Origin of the sequence: Chitiniphilus eburneus (assembly GCF_005048205.1) — a bacterium.
Taxonomy (GTDB): Bacteria; Pseudomonadota; Gammaproteobacteria; order Burkholderiales; family Chitinibacteraceae; genus Chitiniphilus; species Chitiniphilus eburneus.
Genome location: NZ_SUMF01000008.1, coordinates 16464 through 42627 on the forward strand (window position 1 = coordinate 16464; position 26164 = coordinate 42627).

Below are 26164 nucleotides of genomic sequence, written 5' to 3' on the forward strand. Positions count from 1 at the left end.
AGGCGTGATATGCGCGACACCCCCCACCCGATCACCACTTGGCTTTGCCATGAAAAAGACCGTACGCAACAACGTCTGGCGGATGCTCTCGGAGTAAGCCAAGGCCTTATCTCGCAATGGGTAAACACCAGGCGGCCCATCGCTCCCCGGCATTGCACCAAGCTGAGCCGCATCACCGGCATCCCCCTCGATAAGCTCAGGCCCAAAGACTGGCATCTCATCTGGCCAGCCGATGCAGATCAAGAGGAGACGCGGTAATGCATCTCCTCGATTGGCTCGCCGCCCGATTCGGCTACATACGGCTCACTCCTCCCACTCCCGTATACCGCCCGGTCTACGCCAGGGGCGGGCGCGACATCTGCGTAAAGGTGTACCTCAACCCAGAGGAATACATCAGCCTGTGCCACATCGTTGATGCGCTGGGCTACGTCTCGCACTCCGATTTCTTCCGCCGCGGGCTCAACCAGTTCAATCGCTCACACGCCGCCGAATTGTCGTCCGGCGCCACGTGCGCTGGTAATGGCCAATTTGGGCCCAAAACCGGGCGGGCGCAGTGACTCGACCCTGGTTCCCCTTCTACCCGGCGGACTGGCAGGCCAATGCCAACCTGCGCCGCTGCACGCCAGCGGAGCGCGCGTACTGGCTCGATGTCATGTGCCTGATGCACGACTCAGCTCAATACGGCGTGCTGCCCTGGCCGTTGAAGGAGATCGCGCAGGCCATCAATTGCCGCGCCGCCGACCTGCGCACGCTGGTGAACAAAGGGGTGCTCAAGGGCGCTGACGCCGGACAGCGCGTACCGGAGCTGATCTATACGCCGGTCTCCGGCCGCAAGCCTGGCCCGCCGGTGGTGCTGATCGAGTCCCGAATGGGCCCACTTTGGTACAGCAGCCGCATGGTGATCGACGAGCACAAACGCCTCACCAGAGGTGGCACCAAAGACGCACCAGACAACACACCAGACGACGCACCAAAGCCCCCCTTTGGTGAAGGGTTTGATGCAACACCAGAGGGTACACCCCACCCATCACCCCTCGTGCGCGCAGGCGTCAGAAGTCAGAAAGAACAAAAACAACAACCTAAAACCTCTGGTGGTTCATCGTCGTCAGTGGCACTGAACCACAGCGCCGCGACGACGGATACCCAGCCCGAAGCGCTGCGAATCGCTCGTCACCTCCGGGAGCGCGGCGCCGCCGTGGTACCCGCCAATCCCGAACTGCATGCCTGGGTGCGAGACGGCATCTCCGACACCCAGATCAGTCAGGCGATGGACATCGCAGCAAACGCGCGCCAAGCCAAAGCCAGTACCCAGCCGATCACCGCCGGTTACCTCGATTCCATCCTGCGCAACACCGTACTGCCCCAGGCGCGAGGCGCCACGCAGCCCGCTTCAGGCAAAGCACCGGCCTTCGACCCTGTCGCCTACGCCAATCGCAACCGTATGCCCCCAGAGGAGAGTGGCCATGTCGTCGATGCCGACTACCAACGTCTGGCTTAAGTCGCGGACTGCGCTGGATGGCCGCACGGCCATTACGCACCTGTTCAATCGCCTGAGCGGCATGTACCCGGCGATCTGGCGCTCGTCCTTCCGCTCGCAGGAAGAGATCGACAACTGGGAACTGACCTGGGCCGAGGCGTTTCAGGAAGACGCCATCACGCCCGCCGAGGTCAGCCATGGCCTGGGCCAATGCCGCCAGCGGCACGACAAGCCACCGAGCCTGACCCAATTCCTCAAGGCCTGCCGGCCCACCGCAGCCCTGGAGCCGGAAGCCCTGCTGCACATCGCCATCGAATGCGCCGCTGCCCGACGCAATGGCGAGCCGGAGAACTGGCCCAGCCCGCGTGTGTTCTGGGCAGCGCAGAAGATGGGCGGTGACCTGCTCGGCATGCCCGCAGCCCAATTGCGCGGCCGCTGGCTCGCCGCATGGGACCGCGCCGCAGCCATGCAGGACCAGCCGATCCCGCCGGCGGCCGATCCCGCCAGCGCGCTGCCGGCGCCGGGGCGCATCACCCTGACCCGAGAAGAGGCGCAACAGCGGGCCGCGCAGATCGGGCTGGATGTCAGCCGCCATCGCAGCGACACCCATCGCCGCTGGGCCTACGACATCGCCCGCGAACCGAAGCGCTACCCCCGGTGCAGCGTCGAACTGGCGCTCGGCGCCCTGAACACCTTCGGCGAAGACCTGGCCAGGTTCCCCGAGTTGCTGGAACGGGCCCGCCTGCTGGGCGTGGCGATTCCGGAGCAGACGCCATGACCCGTGCGCCCACCTCATTCCTCTGGCTGTTCATCGGCCGCACCCGCCACGTGCAGGTCACCTACCTGCCCGAGATCGGCCGAGAACAGGCCGAGCAGGAAGGCCGCGACCACCTCGGCGCCGACTACCTGGGCGCCTGGCCATTCCCGCAAGCAGTCGAGCACCTGTCGGCCACGGATGCCGCCGCCCGCGCCGCCAAATTCCGCACAACCAAAGGGGGTGCCTGATGGCTCACGTCTACAAGGAATTCGTGCTCACGGCACCCAGCGTATGGCAGGCCCTCGGTGCATTCGTCAAAGCCAATGCAGCCGCCTTCCTGCACCAGGGATCACCCCTGCGCATCATCGTCACCAGTTCAGAGCGCAAACGCAGCAACGAAGCGAATGCGCGCTACTGGAAAGGCGTTCTGGAGCAGATCGCAACGCAGGCATGGGTGAATGGCCGCCAGTACGGGAAAGAAATCTGGCACGAACACTACGCCCGCAAGTTCGGCATCTGCGACGAGATGCGCCTGCCCGACGGCACGCTGATCCTGCGTCGCAAGAGCACCACTGAGATGAGCTCGCGCGAGTTCGCCGAGTACATGACGCGCGTGGAGGCCGACGCCGCGTCCGAACTCGGAGTGCGGTTCTTCGAGCGCGAGGACGTCGCATGAGCGCCGCCACCCCGTCGAAAATCGTGCGCCGCCCGGCCTGGCAAATCGCATGCAGCGCCAGCGGCGAGGATGCCACCCCATTGCCAACCACCAAGCAGCGTCGGCAACAGCGTTCGAGCCCTTCCACGAAAGCACACAAGACAAGCATCGCCGAACTGGGCTGCGTGTTGTGTCGGCTGCTGGGTCAACCCCAGTCGGGCAAGACCGACGTCCACCACCTCCGTACCGGCCAAGGTGCCGCACAGCGCGCCAGTGATTTTCTGGTGATCCCCCTCTGTCATGACGGATGTCATCAGGGTCCCCATGGCGTGCACGGCGACCAAGCGTTACTGCGCATCGCCAAGGTCAACGAGTTGGACCTGCTGGCCTACACCCTCCAGCTCCTGGAGGAACACCGTGCGTAACTACGCTCATCTCGAAACCTGGTTGCACCAACAGATCCAGATTGCCGATGGCGTGTCCGTCCCGTCGCAGTTGGCCGCCGTGCGCCACGGCTGCGGCGGCCGGCCGGAGATGTCCCGCCTGGAAAGTGCCGGCGATGCCGCGCTGACCGTGGCCTGCCTCACCCGGATCGAACCATTGACCGGCCGGGCGCTGGTGTACGGACGCCTCGGCATGGCCCAGCGCGAGGCCGTCGCCGTGGCACTCGGCCCGGAACTGCGCGAATGCTACCGCGCCCTGTCGCAGCCAGCCGCAACCCTGCTGGTGCTCCAGTTCCTCAAAACCGAACGCCGCCGCGCCGACCACAACAGCGTCGCCGACCTGGCCGCCGTACTCGGCCGCCACCACAAAACCGCATGGCGCCTCCGCCGCGACACCTTCGACGTGCTCGACGGCTGGTACTGCGCCGCCATGGACCACGCAGCGCACAGCCTGGCGCCGCGCCTGCCCAACCATCTGAGGGAGATGTACCAATGCTGACCCGCAACGCAACGCTTTACCGACTCGCTCCCGACCACGCCCTGTCGGCCGACAGCATCGCCGACTGCCTGGCCAAGCGTCCGTGGATGCCGTGTGGCGCGATGGATCTGTCCACCCAGGGCTGGGTACCGCCCGCGCCGCACGCACCGGAACTGTATGCCTACGCCCAGCAGGATGCCGTGCTGGTCGCGCTCAAGACCGAGGAAAAGATCCTGCCCGCCATCGTGGTCAAGCAGGAAGCCGAGTATCGCATTGCGCAGATCGAAGCCGAGGAGCACCGCAAGGTGGGCCGCAAGGAGGCCAAGGCGCTGCGCGAGCGGGTGGCCGACGAATTGCTGCCCAAGGCCTTTACCCGCAGCCGGGTGCAACGCGCCATCATCGATCTGCAAGCCGGGCTGGTGATCGTCGATGCCGCGGCGGCCAGCAAGGCCGAGCAACTGTTGTCGGCGCTGCGCGAAGTGCTGGGCAGCCTGCCCGCGCGCCTGATCGATACCCAGACCACGCCGCAGACAGCGATGACGCTGTGGCTGGAAAACGCCGACGCTGGCGACTTCGACCTGGGCCAAACCGCGCACCTGCGGGCACCTGGAACAGAAGGCGCCGAAGCGAAACTAGCCCATCAGCCGATGGATAGCGATGAAGTAACCCGGCACCTGGGCGCCGGCAAACTGGTCGAGCACCTGGCCCTGACCTGGCAGGATCGGCTGTCGTTCGTCCTGACCAGCACACTGGCGCTGAAGAAGCTGGCCATGCTCGACGTGCTACGCGATGAGTTGAAGGACGCGGACGCCGCCGACCAGGCCGCGATCTTCGATAGCAACCTGGTGCTGACCTTAGGCGAACTGCGCAAGCTGGTACCGGCGTTGATCGCCGCGCTGGGCGGCGAGGTCCGGCCATGAGCCTAACCCAGATCGGCTTTTTCGAAGGTGGCCAGCGCCTACAGATGACGGAGAGCATCGAACTCACGATCCAGTCCCTGCAAGCCTATGGCGACGGCCATCCTCATTGGGGCATTGCCTGGAGCGGTGGCAAGGATTCCAGCGCCACGCTCACCTTGCTCATCCATCTCATGGAAACCGGCAGGATCCAGCGTCCGAAAACCCTCACCGTGTTCTACGCCGATACGCGACAGGAACTGCTGCCGCTGTCCATCGCTGCGCACCAGATCATGGACGACCTGTCGGAGCGCGGTATCGACGTTGAGACCGTCATGGCGCCGATGGACAAGCGCTTCATGGTCTACATCCTGGGCCGGGGCGTGCCGCCGCCGAACAACAACACAATGCGCTGGTGCACCCGGCAGATCAAGATCGACCCCATGCAGGAAGCGCTGTCTCATCGACTGGCGCAATTCGATGGCAACGTGCTGATGATCACTGGCGTGCGTCAGGGTGAAAGCGCCATCCGTGATCGGCGCATCGAGATGTCTTGCGGCAAGGACGGAGCGGAATGTGGTCAAGGCTGGTACCAGCAGGTACTGCCCGAGGCCAAGGGCTTGCGCGGCCGCATCGCCACGCTGGCACCACTGCTGCACTGGCGAGTGTGCCATGTGTGGGAATGGTTGAAGCACTGGGCGCCACAATCCCAGTTCGGCGACTGGTCAACGGCGGCCATCGCCGATGCCTACGGCGGCGACGAAGCAGAGGAGATCAATGCCCGCACCGGGTGCACCGGCTGTTCATTGACCGAAACGGATACCGCGCTCGACAACATCTTGTTGCAGCCGCGTTGGTCCTATCTCGCGCCGCTCAAGGGGCTCAAGCCGTTGTGGCGGGAACTGCGAGAACCGCAATACCGGCTGCGCAAGGCCGGCGCAGAACGTCTGAAGGATGGCTCGATCGCCAAGAATCCCCAGCGCATGGGCCCCCTGACTTTCGAGGCACGTCTGATGGCGCTCGATCGCATCCTTCGGATCCAGGCGGACTGCAATGCCGCCGCCCGTGCACTCGGTCGGCCGGAGGTGGATCTGATCAACGCAGAGGAAGAGGCGCGCATCCGCGAACTGATCGCAGCCGGTACCTGGCCCGATGGCTGGGAGGGTGATGAACCACTGGCCACCACGCCACTGGATATCGTCTACCAGGACGGCAGCATCCAGCCGATGCTGTTGCTGGAGGAATACTGATGGGCGCGCGTGATCCCTACCTCGATTTCCTCCGCCAGAAAATCAAGCTTGCCGAGTTCACCGGCTTCGACATCGAACCGGACGAGATCAACCCGCTGTTGCTGCCGCACCACCGCGCCATCGTCCTGTGGGCGGTGCGCGGCGGCTGCCGGGCGGTGTTCGCCGCATTTGGCCTGGGCAAGACGGTCATCCAGATCGAGATCATCCGCTTGATCGTCAAGCACGCCGGCGGCCAGGCGCTGATCGTCCTGCCGCTTGGGGTGCGCCAGGAGTTCGCGCGGGACGCGCGCATGCTGGCCACTGGCGATCATCCGAAGATCACCGACGCCCAGCGCGCCGAATTGAAGGCATGGCGGGCCGGCCAGGGTCAGCATGCCACCGTTGAATTCACCTTCATCCGCTCCCCTGCGGCAGTGCGTCCTGGTCAGCAGTTCTATCTCACCAACTACGAAACGGTGCGCGATGGGAAACTCGACCCCAACCTGTTCACCGTGGCCAGCTTGGATGAAGCCAGCGTTCTTCGCAGCTTCGGCAGCAAGACCTACCAGACCTTCCTGAGCCTGTTCGACCGGGTGCGCTTCAAGTTCGTCTGCACCGCCACGCCCAGCCCGAACCGCTACAAGGAACTGATCCACTACGCCGGCTTCCTCGGGGTCATGGATACCGGCCAGGCACTGACCCGCTTCTTCCAGCGCGACAGCACCAAGGCCAACAACCTGACGCTATACCCGCACAAGGAAGATGAATTCTGGTTGTGGGTTTCGAGCTGGGCCTGCTTCATTCAGCGGCCATCCGACCTGGGCTTCAGCGATGCCGGCTATGACCTGCCACCGCTCAAGCTGCACTTGCATGAAGTGCCGGCTGTCGCCACTGCTGCCGATGCAACCCGGGATGGACAGGTATTCCTGTTCAGGGATGCCGCGCTCGGCTTGCAAGCCGCCAGCGCGGAGAAGCGCGCTTCGCTGGATGTGCGCGTGGCGAAGGTCGCCGAGATCGTGGCCACTGCTCCCGACGAGCACTGGCTGATCTGGCACGACCTGGAAGACGAGCGCCACGCCATTCAGCAAGCGGTTCCGGGCGTCACCAGCGTCTGGGGTTCGCAGGATCTGGAGGTACGCGAGCAGGCCATCATCGACTTCAGCGAAGGCCGGCTCCAGCACCTATCGACCAAGCCCATCATCGCCGGCAGCGGCTGCAATTTCCAGCGGCATTGCCGCCGCGCCGTATTCGCCGGCATTGGCTACAAATTCAACGATTTCATCCAGGCAATCCACCGCATTTATCGCTTCCTTCAGGAAGGCGAATGCGAAATCCACCTGGTGTTTTCCGAGGCGGAACGCGAGGTGCTGCGCGAGCTGATGGCCAAATGGGAGCAACACAAAGGAATGGTGAGAAAGATGACCGACATCATCAAAAAGTACGGCCTGGATCAGATCGCCATGGCCGAGATCCTGGCACGCACCATCGGCGTCGAACGCGTGGAAATCGCGGGGGACCGCTACACCATCGCCAACAACGATGCCGTGCTCGAAGCCAGGCTCCAGCCGGAAAACAGCGTCGGCCTGATCGTTACCTCGATCCCATTCGCCAACCACTACGAATACACGCCCAGCTACAATGACTTCGGCCACACCGAGGACAACGCCCAGTTCTGGGCCCAGATGGATTTCCTGTCACCGGAACTGCTGCGGATCCTGCAACCGGGCCGGCTGGCCTGCATCCACGTGAAGGACCGGATCCTGTTCGGCAACGTAACCGGCCAGGGCGTACCCACGGTATCGCCGTTCCACTGCGAAGCCATCCAGCACTACATCTCTCATGGTTTCCAGTACATGGGGATGATCACCATCGTCACCGACGTCGTGCGCGAAAACAACCAGACCTACCGCCTGGGCTGGTCGGAGCAATGCAAGGACGGCAGCAAGATGGGGGTCGGCTCGCCCGAGTACATCCTGCTGATGCGCAAGCCCCAGTCCAACCTCGGCAAGAGCTACGCCGACGTGCCGGTGGTGAAATCGAAAGCGGACTACACCCGCGCCCGCTGGCAGGTGGACGCCCATGCGTTCTGGCGCTCGTCGGGAGATCGTCACCTGACGCCCGAAGAACTGGCCGTACTCGGCCCCGACAAGCTGGCCAAGGCTTTCACCGAATACAGCCTGGAACACATCTACGACTACCAGCATCACGTACGCATCGGCGAAGCACTGGAAGCGCGCGGCAGCCTGCCATCGTCGTTCATGTCGCTGGCCCCCGGCAGCCATCACGCCGAGGTCTGGCACGACATCAACCGCATGCGCACCCTGAACGGCGCTCAGACCCAGCGCGGCTTGCAGAACCACGTCTGCCCGCTCCAGTTTGACATCGTTGATCGCCTGATCAACCGCTACAGCAACCCCGATGAACTGGTTTATGAGCCGTTCGGCGGGCTCATGACAGTAGTGGTCCGCGCGCTGAAGCTGGGCCGCCTGGGGCGTGCCAGCGAACTGAACCACGCCTATTTTCTTGACGGCGCCGGTTACTGCGCAGCAGCCGAGATGGAAGCCAGCATGCCAACACTATTCGACCTGATACCAGAGAAAAACAAGGAGGCCGCGTGATGGGGTCCGCGAGCATCGAAACCCTGATTGGGAAACTGGACGCACTATGTGATGCCGTTTCGCGAGGACTGGTAGTTGTTCCGCCAGACAAAGCGCTCTGGGATGCTGAAGCAACTGCAAAATATCTGGGCGTCAGCGACCGCCAAGTGGCCGAACGGTACGCCTCATTGCCGGATTTCCCGCGCCCGATCTACCTCCCCACCGCAACAGGGCAGCGCTCCACACGCCGGTGGAAAGCAGCCGAGGTCATCAAGTGGGCCGAATCCAAACAGGAAAGGAAACGCTCCTAATCAAGCAGCGCCACGACATCAGCCATATCAGGGGCATAGTAGGTATTCTGCAAAATCCGCAGATCCTTGTGCCCGCTGATCTTGGCCAGCGTCATGACATCCACCTTTGCAGCCAGACGGGTCAATGCCTCTCGTCGCGTATCGTGGAAATGAATACCAGAAACCAGCGCGCGCGCCTTGGCCTTGCGGAACAAGGCATCCAGGTTTGCCGCCGTGATGCCAAATGTCGTCCCGTTATCCACCAGAGTGGGCTCCAGTTGCTTCAGGATCCGAATCGCCTCCTTGCTCAACGGCACATCCCGCGAGTGTCCATTCTTCGTACGTTCCAAATGAGCAACCCGGCGAGCTGCACTCACGTCAGCAGGACGCAAGCCGCAAATCTCACCGGCCCGCATGCCAGTCTCCAGCGCAAACAACATAGCGGCCCCCACCCGTGCCATCTGCGTGACAGGCGGCTGGTCGTATTCATAGCCAGTGGCAACAAGTAGGCGGTCAACCACGTCGCTGGATACACGTTGCTGTCGCGGAGGTGGGGCTTCGGGTTTTCGAACCAGCCGCATCGGATTCTCGCGCAGCCACTTCCATTCCCGAATCGCGATATTGCAAGCGTTGTTCAGTGTCGCCCATTCACGACGAACCGATGCAACCGAAACAACCCTGAGGCGCCGATCGCGCCAGGCCGCAAAGTGTGTTTCGTTCAAATCCCGTAGCGCCACGCCGGCAATGGGGTCAGCCTCAACCGCAGCAAGGCCACCTCCCCCTTCCCGACCAATCAATCGGGAGAGGCGTAGAGCTTCCGCGCGGGCGCCGCGCTTGGCCGGCGTAACCTCAACGATGTAGCGCTCGATCAAGCGAGCAAAGGTGACATCGGGAACGTCCCCCCGACCAGCGGAAATAATCTCCGCTTCAATACGGGTCGCCCAAGCCGTTGCTTCCGCTTTAGTTTTGAAGCCGCTTTCCGTGCGGTAGACACCCGCCTTGCGCACCTTCACATGCCAGCCGTTAGGGCGCTTCTCAAAAGTCGCCATTTGGGACACTCCTTAGGACACTTTTGGGACACCTAGGAGTGTAAAACAGCGGAAAATTGTGGGGAATGGCGGAAAGTGCAGCACACAAAAACCCCGCCTATCTCATTGATTTGCGGGGTAAATGTGTCAAAAGCGTACTACTGAGATACATGCTAGTGGTGCGAGAGGGGGGACTCGAACCCCCACACCTAACGGCGGCAGGACCTAAACCTGCTGCGTCTACCAATTCCGCCACCCTCGCCCGGTGCATGCAAGCCGATGACCGGCTTGGGGAGTGCGGATTATAGGGAAAGCCGACACGAATCTCAAACTCCCGTCGTATCCAGTCCTGCCGTACGAAAACAGCCCCGGCCCGGCTTCGTCGGCCCCGGGGGTTTATGTCATACTCCGCCATCTTTCAGGCAAGCCTGCTGCAATCCCACGTGAGCGTATCTACCCAGTCCCTCAGCCTTCGCCTGTTGCTCGACGCCGATCCCGACAGCAACCAGCCGCTGTCCTGGTTTCTCGTGGACGGTGCCGGTCGCACTGAGCAAAGCGGCAGCGCCCCCATCGAGCGTCTTCCCGCCGCAACGCGGCTGGAACTGCTGATTTCTCCAGCGCGCGTCAGCGCGCATGTCATTCCCCTGCCTCGCCAGCCACAGGCCAAGCTCCGCGCGTTGTTGCCGCTGGCGCTCGAGGACAAGCTGCTCACCCCCGCCGCCACGCTGCATTTCGCCCTGCTGCCGCTGGGTGACGATCGCTGGCGCGTGTTCGCGGTGGAACGGGCCTGGCTGAAGCACTGGCTGGATCGCCTGTCCACCGCCGGCCGCTCGGTCGAGGCAGCCTATCCGCTGGCCAGTCTGCTGGCACCCGATCCGGAAGCCTGGCTGCGTCTTGCCCTGCCGGATGGTGCGGTACTGCTGGTCAGTCCGGAAGGCGAAACCGCCTTGTTTGATGACGGTGCCACCGCCGATCTGGTGGCGGCGGATCAGCCGATGTCCGTGCTCGCGTTGCGCGAGGCATGCGGCGGCCCGTTGCGCAATGCCGCCAACCTGTTGCAAGGCGAGCTGACCCCCGGCCCCTCGTGGCGTTTCGACTGGCGTCCCTGGCGCCGTGCCGGCGTGTTGGCCTTGCTGCTGCTGATCCTGGTTACCACGGTCAACCTGGCCGACTGGGCGCGTTTGTCGCAACGCGAAAAGGCGCTCAAACGCGAAATGCGCCAGACGTTCGCTGCCGCCTTTCCGGGCGTGCCCGTCGTCGATCCGGCGTTGCAACTGGCCAGCCGGCTGCGCGAAGCCGGCATCGCCGACGGCGCGACCGCCACACAGGCGGGCGACCTGCCCGCCGTACTGCAAAAGCTGGACGCCCTGGGCGGCGCGCAGTTGCGGCTCACTCGCATCGCCCTGGCCGACGGCAAGCTCGAAATCGAAGTGACCGGCGATGCCAGCGCACTGCAAAAACAACTGGCGGACGCCGGCATGACCTTTGAACTCGCTGGCGAACAGCACAACGTGCTGCGTCGTCAGGAATAAGCGATGAATCCAGCCCTTCACCGACTCCGGCAATTCTGGTTGCAGCGCAATCCGCGCGAACGGCGGTTTCTCGCGCTGTGCGGCACCGTGATCGCCGTTGCCCTTTTCTATGCGCTGCTCTGGCAGCCGGCCGTCGAGGGCCGTGCCCGCCTGCAAAAGCAGTTGCCCCGCCTGGAAGCCGATCTGGCCGAAATGCAGCGCCAGATTGCACTGCTCAAGGGCACGCCCGCCGTCGGCTCGGCCATCGGCGGCGACCTGCGCAGCGCGGTACAGGCCGTCGTCAGCGCAGCCGGCATCAAGGCCGATCTGCGCGCCCTGCCAGACCAGCGCGTCGCCGTCGATGCCCCCGACCTGCCCTTCCCGCAGGTGCTCGAACTCCTGAGTGCGGTGCGGCGCGACAGCGGTGCCCACGTGGTCAAGTTCGAAACCAAGGCCACCGGCCAGCCCGGCCGCGTGTCGCTCAACCTGGAAGTACAACGATGAAGCGGCGCGTCTCCCGCCTGGGCTGGCTGTTTGTCGCGCTGCTGATCTGCTTTGCCATCGTGCGCCTGCCCGCGGCGCTGTTCGTGGCGCAATTGCCCAAGCCCTGGCAAGCGGGGTTGGTCGAAGGTACCTTGTGGCATGGACGCATCGGGCAACTGGGCGTGAACGGCATGCAGCTCTTGCAGGATGTGCGCTGGGACTGGCAACCGGGCGCGTTGCTACGCGGCGACCTGGCCTGGCAACTGACAACGCGCCATCGCGATCAGCGGGGCAGCGCCCGACTCGCCGTCGGTCTGGGCGGCACGCGTGCAGAGCAGGTCCGCGTGCAATTGCCGGCCGCGCCGTTGTTTGCTCTGGACAAGCGCCTGGCGGGCATCCAGTTGGGCGGCGATCTCGACATTGCCGCGCCCCGGGTATCGCAAACCGACTGGCATGGCGCCACGGTGCAGTGGCTGCGTGCCAACGCCATGGTCACGCCACAGGTGAACCCTTTTGGCGACTACCGCATCACGCTGGGCCGCGCCGGGCAGGCGCTGACCTGGCAGATCGCGCCAACGGGCGGCGTGCTGGCGATCACCGGCCAGGGCCAGGTGGACGACAAGGGCCCCAGTGGCGCGCTGACCTTTACGCCGGCGACCGGCCAGGAAGCCCAGTTCGCGCCGCTGCTGAACCTGCTGGGTGGCAGCGGCAGCAGCCGCACCCTCAAGCTGGGGCGCTGAGCCACGCCACCCATTCCGAAAAACCCGATGGCGAAACCTGGCCCGGCCGGGTAAACCGATAACAGCACGCGGCCCCGTGCATCGAATGTGGCGGGCCGCCCGGTCGCATCCGCCCGATGCCGCCAGACGTATTTGTTGAAGAGGAATCCACCATGAAAAAGATCGAAGCCATCATCAAACCGTTCAAGCTGGACGAAGTGCGCGAGGCGCTGTCCGATCTGGGCATCTCCGGCCTGACAGTCATCGAGGTCAAGGGGTTTGGCCGGCAGAAGGGGCACACCGAGCTGTATCGCGGCGCGGAATACGTGGTCGATTTCCTGCCCAAGACCAAGGTCGAGGTGATCCTGGCCGACGACCAGGTCGAACCGGCGATTGAAGCCATCGTCCAGGCCGCGCGCACGGGCAAGATCGGCGACGGCAAGATTTTCGTCACGCCAGTGGAGCACGTGGTGCGTATCCGCACCGGCGAAACCAACGAAGAGGCCATCTAGGGCGAATCGCCCCAGCGTATGTTGGCAAAAAACCCGGCCAAGGCCGGGTTTTTTCATGGCTGGCCCAGCAACGGGCTATCGGCCGGCAGGCGCATCCGTAACGCGGCCGGCAAGGCCTCGATGCGAAAACGCGTGCCCGCCAGTGGTTCACCATCCAGATTGAGCTGGATTTCGCTCGGCGTCTCCAGCGTCAGCCAGGGCAGCCGGGCGCCGATCATGCGCTCGGCCTCCTCGCCCGCCAACAACCGCTCCAGCAGCGCCGGCAGCAACTCGCCCCCGGCGAGGATGCGCAGATCGAGCAGGCCGTCGTCGAGCAGCGCCTGCGGGCAGAGCCGGTGTCCGCCACCCGCCTGGATGCCATTGCCGACAGCCAGCACCAGGAACTCCCCTTCCCACTGGAAACCCGGCCCTTCGACGCGCAGGCGATCGGCCTGGATGGCGTTCAACCGCTTCAGCCCGGTCAGCAGGTAGGCGAATGCGCCCAGCGCGGACTTCTGCTCGTCGGGCGTTTCGGCCGTCACCTGGGTACCGAAGCCGCCAGTCGCCATGTTGAGGAACACCCGGTCGTTGACGCGGCCCGCGTCGATCGCGCGCGGCTCACCCACGAGCGCCAGCCGCAACGCCGCCGGCAGATCCGTCGGAATCCCCACGCCGCGCGCAAAATCGTTCGCCGTCCCCAGCGGCAGCAGACCCAGCACCGGACGCTGCCCGGCCGCGTGATCGAGCAAGGCGCCGGCCACCTCATTCAAGGTGCCGTCGCCCCCACCCGCAATGATGCTCCGCGCGCCATCGGTGATCGCTTCCGTGACATAGCGCGCGGCATCGCCCCCTTCCCACGTCACGCGTACCTCCAGCGCCTGCCCGGCGTTTCGGGCAAGCGCAACCGCCTCGCGCAACTCGGGCGCCAGCGCGGCCTTGCCATTCACGATCAATCGAATCCGGTTTTCGCTCGTCGGAGTCATACATTTCCAGGGGGATGGACCTGCAATCAGATATACCGGTGACGCGACGCTTATCCAAGCGGACAAATGCACGCGAACCATCCGCCCAGCCCGTGACGCGCACGCCATCCGGAGTTCCGGTACAACGCAGTGCGCACTGCCAACGGCGGTGTGATTCGGTCAGGGAAGGACATTCAGCAAGCCGGGCACCAATGCTCGCGGTACCGCGAGATGCGAATGCCCATCAGGAAAACGGGCTTTGCCGACGCTCAGAACTCCTGCGGATCCACATCCAGTGCCCAGCGCACCCCGCGTGGCGGGGTTTCCGCCAGGGTCTGCGCCAGATAGCGCAGCGCGGCCTGCAATGGCGCGCGGCCGGTGGCACTGAGCACCACATGCGCCCGCTCCCATCCCGCCTTGCGCGCCAGCGCGGCCGGTACCGGATCGGCAACGTGGACCGCGCCGCCGGCCAGCAGCGCCTTGGTCTCGCGCAGGAACGCCAGCGCTGGCTGCAACTGTTTGGCCTCGCCGCGCAGGATCGCCCAGGCACTGAAAGGCGGCAGCGCCAGCGCGCGGCGTTCCTGAAGCTGGGTATCGGCGAACGCGGCGTAGTCACCCGCCAGCAATGCGCCGTAGAACGGGTGTTCGGGGTAATGGGTCTGGATCAGCACACGCCCTTCGCGCCCGGCCCGGCCCGCCCGGCCGGACACCTGCAACAACTGGGCGAACAGCCGCTCCTCGGCCCGAAAATCGGCGCTGAACAAGCCACCGTCGGCGTTGAGCACTACAACCAGCGCCAGTCCGGGGAAATCGTGGCCCTTGGCCAGCATCTGGGTGCCGATCAACAGGTCGGCTTCGCCGGCATGCACCCGCCGCAGCATCTCACCGAGCGCGCCCTTGCGACGCGTGCTGTCGCGATCAATCCGCAGCAGGTTGGCATCGGGAAACAACGCTTCCAGCGCCGCCTCCACGCGCTGGGTGCCGTGCCCCACGGGCTTCAGGTCGTGGTTGCCGCAGTCAGGGCAGGCATGAGGCACGCGCTCTTCGTGGCCGCAGTGATGACAACGCAACTTGCGCTCGCCCAGGTGCAGCACCAGCCGCGCCGAGCAATGCCGGCATGACGACATCCAGCCGCAGTCCTGGCACGACAGTACCGGCGAATAGCCACGCCGGTTGACGAACACCAGCGCCTGCCCGCCCGATGCCAGCGTGTCGCGCAGCGCCCCCAGCGCGGCATCGGAAAAACCATCGGTCAGCCGCATGCGCTGCGTCGGGACCAGTTCCATGCGCGGCGGCCGCGCACCGCTGACCGCGCGCTGCGTCAGGCGCAGCAGGCGATAGCGGCCGTCGCGCGCATTCTTCCAGCTTTCCAGTGCCGGCGTCGCCGACCCGAGCAACACCGGCACGTCGCGCAGACGTGCGCGATAGACCGCCGCATCGCGCGCCGAGTAGCGAAAACCTTCCGCCTGGCGGTACGACGCGTCGTGCTCCTCATCGACCACGATCAACCCCAGCCCGGGCAGTGGCGCGAAAACCGCCAGCCGCGTGCCCAGCACAATGCCGGCGCGACCGTCTCCGGCTTCCAGCCAGTGGCGCACGCGCTCGCCGTCGGCCAGCCCGCTGTGCAGGCTGACGATATGCTCGCCGGGAAAGCGCGCACGAAAGCGCGCTTCCAGTTGCGGCGTGAGATTGATCTCAGGCACCAGCACCAGCGCCTGTTCCCCGCGCCGGCGCACGGCTTCGATGGCTTGCAGGTAGACCTCGGTCTTGCCACTGCCGGTGATTCCAAACAGTAATAGCGGCTGGAAACCCCGCGCTTCGGTCACCGCCATCACGGCCGCTCGCTGCTCCGCGTTCAGCTCGGGCGACGCGGACGGCGCGACCTCGGTCGCCACTGCCGGGGCGCGGGTCCGCTCCACCAGGCCCACCGCCTGCCAATCGCGCAGCCAGCGCATGGCATCGCCGGCCACCGCACGAATCGCGTCCACCCGGCGCGGCTGCGTCAGCAGTTCGGCCAGTGCGCGTTGCTTCGCCGCGCGCGCGGAGATCGTTGCCAGCAGCCTGGCCACGTCCGGTGCGACGTAAGCGCCCGCTTCTTCGTGACCGGGCCATGGCCGGGGCTGGCGGAACGCGCCCGGCAGCGCGGCCGCCAGCACGGCGCCCAGTGGGTAGGCGTAGTAGTCGGCACAGAAGCGGCACAGGTCGAGGACATCGCCCGGCAATGGGGGCATGTCGCCCGGCGCATCCAGCACGTCGCGCACTGTCGCCACATCGGGCGCGGTATCGCCCAGCGCCAGCGCAATGCCGGACAGAACCTGCCGGCCGAACGGCACGATCACCCGCTGTCCGACCGCTACCTGCCACGCATCGGGCAGGCGGTAGTCGAATACTCGCGGCAGCGGCACGTCGAGGGCGACCGAAACGTAGCGTTCGCTCACCGCGAGGGCTTCCGATCTGTCCGGAACATGTAAGAGAGTTGGCCGGTGGGGCGTAGGAACCGCATGAAACTGGATGTATCCGTCAGGATGGCAACTACCCACAGCTCTTGTGGATAACTTTGTGAACAATCCGGCGATATCCGCCCCCATCCCTTGGTTTCTCAGGCGGATGGCTAGATTGCCTATTTTTTAAACCAATAAAAAATATCGTTTTATTTCAAATGCTTATAAAAACTTGCGATTCATGCGAAGGTTTTCGGCCTGAGCGCTTGACAAGCGCTGCCGAGCCTTACCCGCGTTGTGCATAACTTACTGAAGGAATCGCCAGCAGCGCACTAACTAGGGGTGATAAATCGTTGTTTTCGCTGGATTTGGGGTGACTCATGCGTGATAGGCGCGTGAATGACGATGTACTGCCTCGACCAGCGCGCTCACGTGTTCTGGCGGGGTGAACTGGTTGATGCCATGCCCCAGGTTGAAGACATGACCGCCGCCATGGCCGTAGTCGGCCAGCAGTCGCGCCACTTCGGCATCGATGGCCTGCGGGTTGGCAAACAGGGCGTTGGGGTCGAAATTGCCCTGCAAGGCGACGCGATCGCCGACGCGCGCGCGCGCCTGGGCGAGATTCATCGTCCAATCCAGGCCGATGGCGTCGCAACCGATATCGGCGATGTCCTCCAGCCATAATCCGCCGCCCTTGGTGAACACGATCACCGGTACCCGGCGGCCCTCCACTTCGCGCGTCAGGCCCGCGACGATGCGCTGCATGTAGGAGAGGGAGAATTCCTGGTATTTGCCATAGGCCAGTGCCCCGCCCCAGGTGTCGAAAATCTGCACGGCCTGTGCGCCGGCGGCGATCTGGGCGTTCAGGTAGTCGGTGACGGCGCGGGCGTTGATCTCCAGCACATGGTGCAGCAGTGCCGGACGGTCGTACATCAGCGTTTTGACGCGCCGGAAATCACTGGAGCCGCCACCTTCGATCATGTAGCAGGCCAGCGTGAACGGGCTGCCGGAAAAACCGATCAGGGGCACGCGGCCATCCAGCGCGCGACGGATGCTGGCGACGGCATCGGTGACATAGGCCAGCTCGGTGCCCACGTCGGGTACCGCCAGCGCGCGAATGGCGGCTTCGTCCTGCAAGGGCCGCTCGAACTTGGGGCCTTCGCCTTCGGCAAAGTACAGGCCCAGGCCCATCGCATCGGGAACGGTCAGGATGTCGGAGAACAGGATGGCGGCATCCAGCGGGAAGCGCTCCAGTGGCTGGAGCGTCACTTCGGTGGCCAGATCGGTCGATTTGCACAGTTGCAGGAAGGAGCCGGCGCGTTTGCGCGTGGCGCAGTACTCGGGCAGGTAACGTCCGGCCTGGCGCATCAGCCACAGGGGGGTGTAGTCGGTCGGCTGGCGCAGCAGCGCGCGCAGGAAGGTATCGTTCTTGAGTGCGGTCATGGGTATCCCAAAAGCAGCGCGCCCGCCTGGGCGGGCGCTGTCGTTCGCGGCAACGTCAGGCTAGCGCCCAGCGGCCTTCGCCCTCGCAGTCGAGGAAGCGGTTGTGGAAAGCCTTCAGCGAGGAACGATGGCCCACGCTGATCATGATGCTGCCCGGCAACGCGGCCAGCAGCGCGCCATACAGCAGTTGTTCGGTGTCTTCGTCGATGGCCGAGGTGGCTTCGTCCAGCACTAGGAAGGCCGGCCGATGCAACAGCGCACGCGCGATGGCGATACGCTGCTGTTCGCCCAGGCTGAGCACGTGCGCCCAATTGTCGGTATCGTCCAGACGTGGAATCAGATGCGCCAGCCGCACCTGGATCAGCAGGCTGTGCAGCAGCCCAGTATCGACCGCCCGCTCGTGCGGGTACGACATCGCTTCGCGCAAGGTGCCCAGCGGCATGTACGGCCGTTGCGACAGGAACAGCACGCCGCCCTGGCGCGGAATGGCGGCCTCGCCCTCGGCGAACGGCCAGATACCGCCCAGCACCCGCAGCAGCGTGCTCTTGCCCGAGCCCGACGCCCCCCGCACCAGCAGGCGCTCGCCCGGCACCAGCGACAAGGCCAGGTCGGTCAGCAGCGGCGTGCCGTCGGGCTTGCTGACATCCAGCCCCTTCACCGTCGCCTTGCCGGCAGCATCGGCGGGCATCAGCACCGGCAGTTGCTGCATGTCGGCCATACCCTGCTCGAAGGTAGCCAGACGGTCGATGATGGCTTTCCAGGCTGCCAGCGAAAAGAAGCCGGCGATGATGAACTCCAGCGAGTCGTAGACTTCGCGGAACGCATTGTTGATCTGCATGAGCACGCCGAAGTCGATGGCCTTGGCGAAGTAGCGCGGCGCGGCGACGATGTACGGAAAGATGATGGCGAACTGGCCCCAGAAGGCCGTGAACCAGGTCACGCGCTTCTGCATGCGCATGATCTGCCAGTAGTTGGTGACCACGCGCATCAGCCGCAGGCCGAGCCGTTGTTCTTCCTGGGCTTCGCCGCGATACAGCGCGATCGACTCGGCGTTTTCGCGCACGCGCATCAGCGAAAAACGGAAATCGGCTTCGCGTTGTTGCTGCGCGAAGTTCAGGCCCACCAACGGCTTGCCGATCAGCACGGTGATCACGGTACCGACCAGCGCGTAGATCAGCGCCACCCAGACCATGAAGCCTTCGATCACCCATTCACTGCCCGCCAGGTGGAAGCGCAATGGCCCCGATAAGACCCACAGGATGGACACGAAGGACAAGAAGCTGACCACCGAGCGCATCAGGCCCAGCGTCAGCCCCAGCGTGGTGGCAACGAAATCGCGTACGTCCTCGGCGATCCGCTGATCGGGGTTGTCGGTCTGGCGATCGACCAATTGCTGCCGGTAGTAGCCCTGGTTTTCCAGGTAGCGCCGATTGAAGCGCTCGGTCATCCAGCGCCGCCATTTCACATCCAGCATCTGCCGGAAATACAGCGCATAGACCTGCACCGCGATCCAGAAGAACGCCAGGATGCCGAAGCGTTGCATCTGTTCCCAGAATGCCTTGGCATCGTAGGTCTGCAAGGCGCGGTAGAACTTGCCGTACCAGTCGTTGAACTGGACGCTGAGGTAGACGATGCCAAGGTTGAGCCCCACCACCAGCGCCAGTAGCGCCCAGGCTTTCCATTTTTCCTCGCTGACCCAGAACGGCTTGGCCAGGTGCCAGAAGTTCTTGAACAGGTCGCGCTTGCGGATGCGCGGCGCCGGCAGTTGCTGCTGATCCATCTTCGCTGCTCCCTGGGTGCTCGAGCCTCGCCGCTCAGGGGCGGCGGGCGTGGCTTCGTGTGGTGTCGTCGGGATATCGGCTCGGCGAACGCGACGACACCGGAGCGATTCGCTCCGGTGTCGCGCGGCATGGCGTTATTTGCAGGGGCGTTGCGTCCAGCCCTTGCCACCGCGCCGGCATTGCCAATCCTGGCGCGCGCTGTCGATCACCCAGGCCGAACTGGCATCGTCGAACGCCAGCTTGAACTGGAAGCGCTGGGTGGCGACCGAATCATCCGCCAGCCCGCTCATCTGCACGGCCAGCGCCACGTGCTTGAAGTCTTCACCCTTCGACTGTTGGCCGATGCGCAGGTCGCGGTATTCCGCCACGCCGTACTCGTCGGCGATGCGGTCCTTCAGGTAGCGATACGCCACTTCGACCGGCGTCTGGCCCGGCTCGCCGCGATGGATCACCGGCACCGGCTTCAGGATGTCGGTCGCCGCGGCGACGGCCGCCTCGTCCTCCGCCAGGGCCATGCCGGCCAACGTCGCAGCCATCAGGCCGCCGACCACAGCTTGCAACAACGTCATGCCTGCTCCTTCGCCCAGGAATCCTTGAGCGTGACGGTACGGTTGAACACCAGCCGCTCGCCGGCGCGATGGTCGCGGCGATCGGTAACGAAATAGCCCAGGCGCTCGAACTGGTAACGCGCCTCCGCCGGGAACTGCGTTGCCACGCGCTCGACGTAGGCGGTCACGGCCTTGAGCGAATCGGCGTTGATGAACTGCTTGAAATCGACATATTCGCCATCGTCGCCGCGTACCGCGTCCGGGCGGGGCTCGGTGAACAGGCGGTCGTACAGGCGAACCTCGGCGGGCACGGCATGCGCTTCGCTCAACCAGTGGATCACGCCCTTGACCTTGCGGCCCACCGGGTTCTGCCCCAGCGTATCGTGATCGATGCTGCATTTCAGCTCGATCACCTTGCCGTCGGCATCCTTGACCACTTCGTCGCACTTGATCACGTAGGAGTAACGCAGCCGCACCTCGCCGCCCGGCGTCAGGCGCTGCCAGCCTTTCGGCGGCTCCTCGGCGAAATCGTCGCGTTCGACCCAGAGCGTCGGGCCGATGGGCACGTCGCGCTCGCCCAGTTCCGGATGGTGCGGATGGAATGGCGCCGTGCGCGAGCCGGTGCGGCCTTCTTCATAGTTGGTCAGCGTGACCTTGAGCGGATCGAGCACCGCCATGATGCGCGGGCTGGATTCCTCCAGCGCCTCGCGCACCGCGCCTTCCAGCACGCTGAAATCCACCACGTTCTCGGATTTGGATACGCCGACGCGATTGGCGAACAGCCGCAGGCCGGCGGGCGGATAGCCGCGGCGGCGCATGCCGGATACCGTGGTCATGCGCGGATCGTCCCAGCCGCTGACCAGCCCTTCGCGCACCAATTGCATCAGCTTGCGCTTGGAGGTGATGGTGTAGAGCAACTCCAGCCGCGAGAATTCGATCTGCTGCGGGTGCGCGGGGATGGTGATGTTGTCCAGCACCCAGTCGTACAGCGGGCGGTGGTCTTCGAACTCCAGCGAGCACAGGCTGTGGGTGATGCCTTCCAGCGCATCCGAGATGCAGTGCGTGTAGTCGTACATCGGGTAGATGCACCAATCGTCGCCGGTGCGATGGTGATGCGCGCGCTTGATCCGGTAGATCACCGGATCGCGCAGGTTCAGGTTGGGCGAGCCCATGTCTATCTTCAGCCGCAAGGTACGGCTGCCATCGGGGAACTCGCCGGCCTTCATGCGGCGGAACAGGTCCAGGTTCTCCGCCACGCTGCGGTTGCGGTACGGGCTGTCCTTGCCCGGCTTGACGAAATCGCCACGGTACTCGCGCATTGCCTCGGGTGTGAGTTCGCAGACGAACGCCTTGCCCGCCTGGATCAGTTCCTCGGCGTAGTCATAGAGCTGCTGGAAGTAATCGGACGCAAAGCGCGTCTCGCCCTGCCATTCGAAGCCCAGCCATTGCACGTCCTCCTGGATGGCGTGGACGTATTCGTCCTCTTCCTTCTCGGGATTGGTGTCGTCCATGCGCAGGTTGCAGTTGCCCTGGAAATCCTGCGCCAGGCCAAAGTTGATATTGATCGCTTTGACGTGGCCGATGTGCAGGTAGCCATTGGGCTCCGGCGGGAATCGGGTGACCACTTCGCTGCGCTTGCCGCTGGCAAGGTCGGATTCGATGATGTGGCGGATGAAATTGCTGGCCGGTGCTTCGTTGCTCATGGGGTAAGCGGAGACGATTCGAAAGAATGCGATTGTAGCGGAAAGCCCGCGGCGGAGCCTCCCGCGCCGTTGGTCATGCCAGCTGAATTTGCAAATGCGATTCAGTCTAAACAACAGTTCAAAGCCACATGCCGAGCGACGCCACGGCCCCGTGCGGCGCAACGGTGGATCAGGGAGCCTCACCGCCATGCCTCGCCCCGTGCCTGGCGGGCCTTGTCCAGGAGTCGATCCATGAAACTGGCTGACTATTCACAGATGTTCGTGTCCTACCACGAAGGCTGGGACCAGCTCGTCGCGGCCCACCCGGATCGCAAGGCGGTGTTCTACAAGCTGGTATTGCCGCTGTCGATGATTCCCGCCTTCATGATCCTGTATGCCGGCACCATGTATGGCAGTTATTACGCGCCGCTGCTTTCCGAAGGCGGCTGGCTGCTGCTGGCGGGTGTCTTCCTCGCGGCCGAGCTGGGCACGGTGACGCTGATGGGCTGGGTGATCCACCAGCTTGCCTTGCGGCAGGCGGTGGACAACAGCTACGACGGCGGCTACCTGCTGGCGGCCGTCGCCGCCGTGCCGATGTGGCTGTCGTCGCTGACGCTGTTCGTGCCCAACCTGACCTTCAACATCGTCTGCGCGGTGCTGGGCCTGCTGGCCGCGTGCGCGCTGGTCTATCACGGCGTGCCGACCATGGCCGGCCACGAGCGCCGCGACGATGTGCGCGACATGACCTATCTGGTGATGTGGATCGGCGCCGGAAGCTGGGCCATCCTCAGTATCCTGATCCTGCTGCCGATGCTGGGCCGCTGAACGCGCAGGCCGGGCGCCGGGCACCCAAGAAAAAGCCGCCCCGAGGGGCGGCTTTCATATGTTGTTGCCGAGCCTAGATGTCCTGGCCTTCGACAATGCCTTCGTGATGCTTGTCCGCCGGCAGGATCAGGTTGAGCAGGATCGCCAGCACGCTCACCAGCCCCACGCCAGCCAGGCTGAAGCCGCCCAGGTTGAGCGTCAGCCCGCCGATGCCGCAGGTGAGCACCACCGCGACGATCACCAGATTGCGCGGCGCCATCAGGTCCACCTTGGCGTCGATCAGCGTTTTCAGGCCGATGCTGGCGATGGTACCGAACAGCAGCACCATGATCCCGCCCATCACCGGCAGCGGAATCGACGTCAGGACCGCATTGAACTTGCCGAAGAACGCCAGGATCACCGCCAGCACCGCTGCCCAGCTCATGATCACCGGGTTGAAGTTACGCGTGATCATCAGCGCGCCGGTCACCTCGGAGTACGTGGTGATGGGCGGGCCGCCGATCAGGCCGGCGAAACACACGCCGATGCCATCGCCCGACAGGGTGCGATGCAGGCCGGGCTTGACCGTGTAGTCCTGCCCGGTGACCTTGCCCACCGCCATCACGGCACCGATGTGTTCGATGGTCGGGGCGATCGCCACCGGCAACAGGAACAGCGCGGCGGCCCAGCTCACCTCGGGCTTGACCCAGGCCGGCGCGGCAAACCACGGCGCGGCGGCAATGCCGGAGAAATCGACCACGCCCAGCAACGCGGCCACCACGTAGCCGACGATCACACCGGACAGGATGGGCACCAGCCGCAACATGCCACCGGCGAACACCGCCACCACAATGGTGGTCGCCAGCGAAATACCCGCCAGCAGCATCGATGTTTCGTACGGCACCAGTTGCTTGCCGCCACCCTGCCCCATCGCCATGCCCGACGCGGCCACCGCCACGGACAGGCCGATGACGATGATCACCGGGCCGATCACCACCGGCGGCAGCAGCTTGTGGATGAAGCCCATGCCGCGCCACTTGATCAGTGCCGCGATCACGAAATACATGAAGCCGGCACAGAACAGCCCGAACTGCGTGGCCGCCTGGCCCCAGGTGTGCATCGCGACGATGATCGGCGCGATGAAGGCGAACGACGAGCCGAGGAAAATCGGCACCTGCCGCCCGGTCAGCAACTGGAACACCAGCGTGCCCACGCCCGCGCCCAGCAACGCCATTGCCGGGTTCAACCCCGTGAGCAACGGCACCAGTACCAGCGCGCCAAAGGCGACGAACAGAATCTGCGCCCCCGAAATCGCCGTTTTCAATGTTGCGAACATCTCGACTCCCCTGTTTGATGTGATTGATGTTGTTGGAATGCCCTGTCGTGCCTTAGGGCGTGTCATCCAATGTTTCGCGGCAGCGCTGGGCCGAAAAAGCACTAGGCACCAGGCGCATGACGCAGCCAATAACCGGTTATTGGCAAGGAGTGCAACGCAGTGGAGGGTGTTTTTTCGGCCCAGCCCTACGGGTTCAGCGCATTTCGGGCGCCACGCGGCGTCGCCGGCCGCTTGCGGTATCCATACCGCCGCGCGTCCAGCTCCTGGCACGGCATCCCGAACTGCACCGAACGCTGTCGTGAAACATTGGATGACACGCCCTAGCGCGCCGCCGCCCCCCGGCGGCGACGTCCGGCCCGCGACGCCTGGACGGTCATTTCGTCCCGAAAATCTTGTCGCCCGCGTCACCCAGCCCCGGAATGATGTAGCCCTGCTCGTTCAGATGGCTGTCGAGCGAGGCGGCATAAATCTGCACGTCCGGGTGGCGCTCGTTCACCAGCTTCACCCCTTCGGGCGCGGCAACCATGACGATGGCCTTGATCTGCTGGCACCCCTTGCGCTTGAGCATGTCGATGGTGGCGACCATCGAGCCGCCGGTGGCCAGCATCGGGTCGATGATCAGTGCCAGCCGGTCATCCAGCTTGCCGACGAACTTCTCGAAGTACGGTTCCGGTTGCAGGGTTTCCTCGTTGCGCGCCAGGCCGACCACGCTGATCTTGGCCGACGGCACCAGGTCGAGCACGCCATTGAGCATGCCCAGGCCAGCGCGCAGGATCGGCACCACCGTCAGCTTCTTGCCCTTGATCTTCTGCACCTCCACGGCGCCGCACCAGCCCTGGATGGTCTTCGTCTCCAGCTTGAGATCGCGCGTGGCCTCGTAGGCCAGCAAACGGGCCAGTTCCTCGGTCAGCAGGCGAAACTTGTTGGTGCTGACATCCTCCTCGCGCAACAACGCGAGCTTGTGTTGGACGAGCGGATGCTCGACGACGGTGATCTGCATGGCTTCTGTTCTCGTATAGGCGGACAAACCCTCTCATTCTAGACAGATCGCTCGCGCCGAATATTGCCGAAACACGGTACTGCCCATGCAGCGTTTGCGCGCGGCGGTGTAAAACCTACCGCGCCACCGGCCGGCACCGCACCGAATCATGGCTGGCGCCGTGGCACGAAAGCTGCTGGAAACCCAACGGTACGTATCGATGGAGTTTCCCCATGGCGCGCGCATTGTGGAAAGGCGCGATCAGCTTCGGCCTCATCCATATCCCGGTGGAGCTGTTTCCAGCCGAACAGCGCGATGAGCTGGACCTCACCCTGCTCGACCGCCGCGACTTCGCGCCGGTCGGCTATCGGCGGGTGAACAAACGCACCGAAAAGGAAGTGCCGCGCGAGCAGATCGTCAAAGGCTACGAGTACGAAGAAGACCAATACGTGGTGCTGACCGAGGACGAACTGAAGTCGGCCAACGTCAAGGCCACGCAGACCGTGGACCTGATCGCCTTCGTGCCCGCCGCCGACATCGGCCCCGTCTATTTCGAGCAACCGTATTACCTCGCCCCCACGCGTGGCGGCACCAAGGTGTACGCGCTGTTGCGCGAAACGCTGCGTCGCGCCGACAAGGTGGGCATCGGCCAGGTGGTGATCCGCACTCGCCAGCACCTGGCCGCGCTGATGCCGGTGGGCGACGTGCTGCTGCTCAACACGCTGCGCTACCGGCACGAGTTGCGCGACAGCGGGCAATTGCCCCTGCCCGACGCCGACCTCAAGGCCGCCGGCGTCGCCGAGCGCGAAGTGAAGATGGCGCTCTCGCTGGTGGAAAGCATGAGTGAAGCCTGGCGCCCCGAGCAGTACCACGACACCTATCGCGACGATGTGCTGGCGTTGATCGACCGCAAGGTACGCAGCAAGCAGACGCATGCCATCGCAGCCCCGGCGCAGACCGACGACGACACCGCGCCCGCGGCCGACAACGTGGTGGACCTGATGGCCTTGCTCAAACAGAGCATCGCGGGCCGCGACGCCCCCCGGCCGGCCAAACCCGCCCCGCGCCGCAAGTCGCCTCAGGCCAGGGCCGGTGCCGAACGCCAACAACGCAAACGTGCGTGACAGGGAGCGC

27 protein-coding genes and 1 tRNA gene are annotated in these 26164 nt (G+C 64.6%); 18 read left to right on the forward strand and 10 right to left on the reverse strand.

Annotated features, from left to right (window positions below; translation table 11 throughout):
* Positions 1-9 precede the first annotated feature (9 nt).
* From FAZ21_RS09125 to FAZ21_RS09175, 12 genes are read left to right on the forward strand one after another with little or no spacing between them, the layout of a single operon-like run.
* The gene (locus FAZ21_RS09125; RefSeq protein ID WP_136773137.1) at positions 10-258 is read left to right on the forward strand and encodes a transcriptional regulator; all 249 of its coding nucleotides are present in this window, start codon (positions 10-12) and stop codon (positions 256-258) included.
* Positions 258-557: a hypothetical protein gene (locus tag FAZ21_RS09130; RefSeq protein ID WP_136773138.1), complete on the forward strand. Its 300-nt coding sequence runs from the start codon at positions 258-260 to the stop codon at positions 555-557. Before FAZ21_RS09125 ends, FAZ21_RS09130 begins: the two co-directional genes overlap by 1 nt.
* The gene (locus FAZ21_RS09135) at positions 554-1498 is read left to right on the forward strand and encodes a hypothetical protein (RefSeq protein WP_136773139.1); all 945 of its coding nucleotides are present in this window, start codon (positions 554-556) and stop codon (positions 1496-1498) included. The genes FAZ21_RS09130 and FAZ21_RS09135 overlap by 4 nt, the downstream gene beginning before the upstream one ends.
* A complete protein-coding gene (locus FAZ21_RS09140; RefSeq protein ID WP_136773140.1) occupies positions 1464-2255 on the forward strand; it encodes a replication protein P in 792 nt (263 codons plus the stop codon). The genes FAZ21_RS09135 and FAZ21_RS09140 overlap by 35 nt, the downstream gene beginning before the upstream one ends.
* Complete coding sequence (locus tag FAZ21_RS09145) at positions 2252-2482, forward strand: hypothetical protein (protein ID WP_136773141.1); 231 nt, start codon at positions 2252-2254, stop codon at positions 2480-2482. Before FAZ21_RS09140 ends, FAZ21_RS09145 begins: the two co-directional genes overlap by 4 nt.
* Positions 2482-2910, forward strand: a complete 429-nt coding sequence (locus FAZ21_RS09150; RefSeq protein ID WP_211243417.1) for a recombination protein NinB — start codon at positions 2482-2484, stop codon at positions 2908-2910. The genes FAZ21_RS09145 and FAZ21_RS09150 overlap by 1 nt, the downstream gene beginning before the upstream one ends.
* On the forward strand, positions 2907-3314 hold the full coding sequence (locus FAZ21_RS20565) for a hypothetical protein (protein WP_211243418.1): 408 nt from the start codon (positions 2907-2909) through the stop codon (positions 3312-3314). The genes FAZ21_RS09150 and FAZ21_RS20565 overlap by 4 nt, the downstream gene beginning before the upstream one ends.
* Positions 3307-3831 (forward strand): hypothetical protein, encoded by a 525-nt coding sequence (locus FAZ21_RS20260; protein WP_169307319.1) that lies wholly within the window; start codon positions 3307-3309, stop codon positions 3829-3831. The genes FAZ21_RS20565 and FAZ21_RS20260 overlap by 8 nt, the downstream gene beginning before the upstream one ends.
* Positions 3825-4730, forward strand: coding sequence for a recombination-associated protein RdgC (locus tag FAZ21_RS09160; protein ID WP_169307320.1), 906 nt, complete (start codon positions 3825-3827; stop codon positions 4728-4730). Before FAZ21_RS20260 ends, FAZ21_RS09160 begins: the two co-directional genes overlap by 7 nt.
* Positions 4727-5956, forward strand: coding sequence for a phosphoadenosine phosphosulfate reductase domain-containing protein (locus tag FAZ21_RS09165; protein ID WP_136773144.1), 1230 nt, complete (start codon positions 4727-4729; stop codon positions 5954-5956). The genes FAZ21_RS09160 and FAZ21_RS09165 overlap by 4 nt, the downstream gene beginning before the upstream one ends.
* The gene (locus tag FAZ21_RS09170; protein WP_136773145.1) at positions 5956-8553 is read left to right on the forward strand and encodes a DNA methyltransferase; all 2598 of its coding nucleotides are present in this window, start codon (positions 5956-5958) and stop codon (positions 8551-8553) included. Before FAZ21_RS09165 ends, FAZ21_RS09170 begins: the two co-directional genes overlap by 1 nt.
* Positions 8553-8843 (forward strand): helix-turn-helix transcriptional regulator, encoded by a 291-nt coding sequence (locus tag FAZ21_RS09175; RefSeq protein WP_136773146.1) that lies wholly within the window; start codon positions 8553-8555, stop codon positions 8841-8843. The genes FAZ21_RS09170 and FAZ21_RS09175 overlap by 1 nt, the downstream gene beginning before the upstream one ends.
* Here the strand turns inward: FAZ21_RS09175 and FAZ21_RS09180 are convergent.
* On the reverse strand, positions 8840-9871 hold the full coding sequence (locus FAZ21_RS09180) for a tyrosine-type recombinase/integrase (protein ID WP_136773147.1): 1032 nt from the start codon (positions 9869-9871) through the stop codon (positions 8840-8842). The genes FAZ21_RS09175 and FAZ21_RS09180 overlap by 4 nt on opposite strands.
* A 156-nt stretch (positions 9872-10027) precedes the next feature.
* Positions 10028-10112, reverse strand: a tRNA-Leu gene (locus FAZ21_RS09185).
* A 181-nt stretch (positions 10113-10293) separates the two neighbouring features.
* On the opposite strand from FAZ21_RS09185, the gene gspL reads away from it, so the two are divergent.
* The 4 genes from gspL to FAZ21_RS09205 all read left to right on the forward strand — a co-directional run bounded on the left by gspL (position 10294) and on the right by FAZ21_RS09205 (position 13075).
* The gene (gene gspL / locus FAZ21_RS09190; protein ID WP_169307321.1) at positions 10294-11382 is read left to right on the forward strand and encodes a type II secretion system protein GspL; all 1089 of its coding nucleotides are present in this window, start codon (positions 10294-10296) and stop codon (positions 11380-11382) included.
* Positions 11383-11385: 3 nt separating this feature from the next.
* Positions 11386-11865 carry a type II secretion system protein M gene (locus tag FAZ21_RS09195; protein WP_136773149.1) on the forward strand — a complete coding sequence of 160 codons (480 nt, stop codon included), beginning with the start codon at positions 11386-11388 and terminating at the stop codon, positions 11863-11865.
* Positions 11862-12584, forward strand: a complete 723-nt coding sequence (locus FAZ21_RS09200) for a type II secretion system protein N (protein ID WP_136773150.1) — start codon at positions 11862-11864, stop codon at positions 12582-12584. The genes FAZ21_RS09195 and FAZ21_RS09200 overlap by 4 nt, the downstream gene beginning before the upstream one ends.
* 152 nt (positions 12585-12736) lie before the next feature.
* On the forward strand, positions 12737-13075 hold the full coding sequence (locus FAZ21_RS09205; protein WP_136773151.1) for a P-II family nitrogen regulator: 339 nt from the start codon (positions 12737-12739) through the stop codon (positions 13073-13075).
* 53 nt (positions 13076-13128) lie between these two features.
* Here the strand turns inward: FAZ21_RS09205 and yegS are convergent, their stop codons facing one another.
* From yegS to FAZ21_RS09235, 6 genes are all read right to left on the reverse strand, one after another.
* Positions 13129-14037, reverse strand: a complete 909-nt coding sequence (gene yegS, locus FAZ21_RS09210; protein WP_136773152.1) for a lipid kinase YegS — start codon at positions 14035-14037, stop codon at positions 13129-13131.
* A gap of 248 nt (positions 14038-14285) precedes the next feature.
* Positions 14286-16454, reverse strand: coding sequence for a primosomal protein N' (locus FAZ21_RS09215; protein WP_136773153.1), 2169 nt, complete (start codon positions 16452-16454; stop codon positions 14286-14288).
* A 381-nt stretch (positions 16455-16835) separates the two neighbouring features.
* Complete coding sequence (hemE, locus tag FAZ21_RS09220; RefSeq protein ID WP_136773154.1) at positions 16836-17900, reverse strand: uroporphyrinogen decarboxylase; 1065 nt, start codon at positions 17898-17900, stop codon at positions 16836-16838.
* A gap of 55 nt (positions 17901-17955) precedes the next feature.
* Positions 17956-19680: an ABC transporter ATP-binding protein/permease gene (locus tag FAZ21_RS09225; RefSeq protein ID WP_136773155.1), complete on the reverse strand. Its 1725-nt coding sequence runs from the start codon at positions 19678-19680 to the stop codon at positions 17956-17958.
* A 135-nt stretch (positions 19681-19815) separates the two neighbouring features.
* Positions 19816-20250 (reverse strand): hypothetical protein, encoded by a 435-nt coding sequence (locus FAZ21_RS09230; protein ID WP_136773156.1) that lies wholly within the window; start codon positions 20248-20250, stop codon positions 19816-19818.
* The gene (locus FAZ21_RS09235) at positions 20247-21932 is read right to left on the reverse strand and encodes a glutamine--tRNA ligase/YqeY domain fusion protein (protein ID WP_136773157.1); all 1686 of its coding nucleotides are present in this window, start codon (positions 21930-21932) and stop codon (positions 20247-20249) included. Before FAZ21_RS09235 ends, FAZ21_RS09230 begins: the two co-directional genes overlap by 4 nt.
* A gap of 231 nt (positions 21933-22163) precedes the next feature.
* Here FAZ21_RS09235 and FAZ21_RS09240 point away from each other — a divergent pair, with 231 nt between their 5' ends.
* Positions 22164-22736: a YIP1 family protein gene (locus FAZ21_RS09240; protein WP_169307322.1), complete on the forward strand. Its 573-nt coding sequence runs from the start codon at positions 22164-22166 to the stop codon at positions 22734-22736.
* Between the two features lie 73 nt (positions 22737-22809).
* Here FAZ21_RS09240 and FAZ21_RS09245 read toward each other — a convergent pair whose 3' ends face one another.
* Both FAZ21_RS09245 and upp read right to left on the reverse strand, forming a co-directional pair.
* Positions 22810-24051 (reverse strand): uracil-xanthine permease family protein, encoded by a 1242-nt coding sequence (locus FAZ21_RS09245; RefSeq protein ID WP_136773159.1) that lies wholly within the window; start codon positions 24049-24051, stop codon positions 22810-22812.
* Positions 24052-24424: 373 nt separating this feature from the next.
* Positions 24425-25051 (reverse strand): uracil phosphoribosyltransferase, encoded by a 627-nt coding sequence (gene upp, locus FAZ21_RS09250; protein ID WP_136773160.1) that lies wholly within the window; start codon positions 25049-25051, stop codon positions 24425-24427.
* Positions 25052-25263: 212 nt separating this feature from the next.
* On the opposite strand from upp, the gene ku reads away from it, so the two are divergent.
* Positions 25264-26154, forward strand: a complete 891-nt coding sequence (ku, locus tag FAZ21_RS09255) for a non-homologous end joining protein Ku (protein ID WP_136773161.1) — start codon at positions 25264-25266, stop codon at positions 26152-26154.
* Positions 26155-26164: the final 10 nt, after the last annotated feature.

Coding starts and splice junctions, on each gene's coding strand:
- FAZ21_RS09125 (WP_136773137.1), top strand. CDS start 10: ATGCGCGACACCCCCCACCCGATCACCACTTGGCTTTGCCATGAAAAA.
- FAZ21_RS09130 (WP_136773138.1), top strand. CDS start 258: ATGCATCTCCTCGATTGGCTCGCCGCCCGATTCGGCTACATACGGCTC.
- FAZ21_RS09140 (WP_136773140.1), top strand. CDS start 1,464: ATGTCGTCGATGCCGACTACCAACGTCTGGCTTAAGTCGCGGACTGCG.
- FAZ21_RS09145 (WP_136773141.1), top strand. CDS start 2,252: ATGACCCGTGCGCCCACCTCATTCCTCTGGCTGTTCATCGGCCGCACC.
- FAZ21_RS09150 (WP_211243417.1), top strand. CDS start 2,482: ATGGCTCACGTCTACAAGGAATTCGTGCTCACGGCACCCAGCGTATGG.
- FAZ21_RS20565 (WP_211243418.1), top strand. CDS start 2,907: ATGAGCGCCGCCACCCCGTCGAAAATCGTGCGCCGCCCGGCCTGGCAA.
- FAZ21_RS09160 (WP_169307320.1), top strand. CDS start 3,825: ATGCTGACCCGCAACGCAACGCTTTACCGACTCGCTCCCGACCACGCC.
- FAZ21_RS09165 (WP_136773144.1), top strand. CDS start 4,727: ATGAGCCTAACCCAGATCGGCTTTTTCGAAGGTGGCCAGCGCCTACAG.
- FAZ21_RS09170 (WP_136773145.1), top strand. CDS start 5,956: ATGGGCGCGCGTGATCCCTACCTCGATTTCCTCCGCCAGAAAATCAAG.
- FAZ21_RS09175 (WP_136773146.1), top strand. CDS start 8,553: ATGGGGTCCGCGAGCATCGAAACCCTGATTGGGAAACTGGACGCACTA.
- FAZ21_RS09180 (WP_136773147.1), bottom strand. CDS start 9,871: ATGGCGACTTTTGAGAAGCGCCCTAACGGCTGGCATGTGAAGGTGCGC.
- FAZ21_RS09195 (WP_136773149.1), top strand. CDS start 11,386: ATGAATCCAGCCCTTCACCGACTCCGGCAATTCTGGTTGCAGCGCAAT.
- FAZ21_RS09200 (WP_136773150.1), top strand. CDS start 11,862: ATGAAGCGGCGCGTCTCCCGCCTGGGCTGGCTGTTTGTCGCGCTGCTG.
- FAZ21_RS09205 (WP_136773151.1), top strand. CDS start 12,737: ATGAAAAAGATCGAAGCCATCATCAAACCGTTCAAGCTGGACGAAGTG.
- yegS (WP_136773152.1), bottom strand. CDS start 14,037: ATGACTCCGACGAGCGAAAACCGGATTCGATTGATCGTGAATGGCAAG.
- hemE (WP_136773154.1), bottom strand. CDS start 17,900: ATGACCGCACTCAAGAACGATACCTTCCTGCGCGCGCTGCTGCGCCAG.
- FAZ21_RS09225 (WP_136773155.1), bottom strand. CDS start 19,680: ATGGATCAGCAGCAACTGCCGGCGCCGCGCATCCGCAAGCGCGACCTG.
- FAZ21_RS09230 (WP_136773156.1), bottom strand. CDS start 20,250: ATGACGTTGTTGCAAGCTGTGGTCGGCGGCCTGATGGCTGCGACGTTG.
- FAZ21_RS09235 (WP_136773157.1), bottom strand. CDS start 21,932: ATGAGCAACGAAGCACCGGCCAGCAATTTCATCCGCCACATCATCGAA.
- FAZ21_RS09240 (WP_169307322.1), top strand. CDS start 22,164: ATGAAACTGGCTGACTATTCACAGATGTTCGTGTCCTACCACGAAGGC.
- FAZ21_RS09245 (WP_136773159.1), bottom strand. CDS start 24,051: ATGTTCGCAACATTGAAAACGGCGATTTCGGGGGCGCAGATTCTGTTC.
- upp (WP_136773160.1), bottom strand. CDS start 25,051: ATGCAGATCACCGTCGTCGAGCATCCGCTCGTCCAACACAAGCTCGCG.
- ku (WP_136773161.1), top strand. CDS start 25,264: ATGGCGCGCGCATTGTGGAAAGGCGCGATCAGCTTCGGCCTCATCCAT.